The sequence below is a fragment of the Polaromonas sp. P1_E3 genome, from assembly GCF_056405935.1.
Genome location: NZ_JBFUBD010000602.1, coordinates 1 through 1,287, shown reverse-complemented (window position 1 = coordinate 1,287; position 1,287 = coordinate 1). Strand labels below are relative to the sequence as shown.

The 1,287-nt window shown below is 56.5% G+C and carries 2 protein-coding genes; both read right to left on the bottom strand.

The genetic code is table 11. The annotated features are described in order from the left end of the window. Positions 1 to 147: 147 nt before the first annotated feature. The gene (locus AC1D0Z_RS22085; RefSeq protein WP_477660286.1) at positions 148 to 297 is read right to left on the bottom strand and encodes a hypothetical protein; all 150 of its coding nucleotides are present in this window, start codon (positions 295 to 297) and stop codon (positions 148 to 150) included. 379 nt (positions 298 to 676) lie between these two features. Continuing rightward, positions 677 to 1,219: a DUF2867 domain-containing protein gene (locus tag AC1D0Z_RS22080; protein WP_477660285.1), complete on the bottom strand. Its 543-nt coding sequence runs from the start codon at positions 1,217 to 1,219 to the stop codon at positions 677 to 679. Positions 1,220 to 1,287 lie beyond the last annotated feature (68 nt).

The window sequence follows — 1,287 nt, the reverse complement described above, 5'->3', positions numbered from 1 at the left end:
GAACTGAGGCTACGGCGATAACTCTCTCACCAGGCGTCAAGCTCTCCTCTGCTGCACATAAGTGCAATGGAAGAATCGAGATAAAGAATAGTGCGATAGTTGCTCGAAGCCCACTTGTGACCGCCCATTCGACGGACGGGTCAGGCGTCATTTCTGGCCGCCAACTCGCTCGATTTTTCCTGGCGTCGAGGCAAGGAACTGATACGACGACTTCCGAAAAGGCGGCATGTTCTCCGTAGCCACAACCGTGAGAACGACTCCTTTGCCCAGCTTCGGCTTGAGCGTTACGTCGAGCAAGGTGGTTCCTTCCGCTACGGGTAACAAGGGCGTTGCGGTGGAAACAACCTCAAAGTTGCCTCCGCGCGAGGACGGCGCTGCGACCCATTCAATTCGAAGCCTTGACCAAACATGTTCCCATCCTTCCTGAACAACCACGGTACGGTACGCCCCTTCACGGGATCCGTCCTTCCAGTACCCAGCCGTTCGCACTTGGACGACGTCGGGCGGCAAAACGCTTTCGGTGCGGCATGCGTTGCAATGGAGGTAAAGGCTATCCCAACGAGGAGGAGTGCGGTGCGTGGGTTCATGACGCCTAACGTTTGACTTAAGCGGCCCGCCGTAGGCAGGTCAGCTTGAAGGAAGGGCTAAGCCTCAGTAGACAACACATGGCATTCCTCTACGCACTGGCCTTGGGCCACCCAACGCTTGCAGCACGGCGAAGGCTGGCTTTCACAACTTGTCGATGGAAGGGAGCAATCACCGATAAGTAGGTTCGGCCMAAAAGGTTGTGGCAGTGAACGACGGTTGACAGGGTCAGCTGGCTACCGGTATTTGGCGGTGAGCCTGGCGTACAGAGAATTGACAAGCGGAAGTCAAGATGATTGTCGTTCTCGCCCAGAACGACCTCTGTTTCGCTAGTGCCGAAGACCCTGAAGATGCTGATGCGGAGGACTGTAGCGTCACCAGAGAGCGTTGCGAGGTGTTTGGCGGTCTTCAGACCAAATCCCGCAACGATTGCATCCCGGACGTTGGTGAGCGCTCCGATCCAGGATGGCTGCACCGAGAAGATGAACCGGGCCAGGACATCTGGATTGGTAGAGGCGTCAGAAGGAAGTTGGATCGAGAACGCGTCTGCGAGATTCACCGACTTGAATGCAGTAGCGACGGCAGACTGCGACGGGATGGCAACCTGCTTTACTGGTGTGAATTTGCTTGGCATGGATGGACTTTCTGAGGCCTGACGTTAGCGTTGCCCGGCATGCAGCAAACGCCGCGAAGGGCATTCTG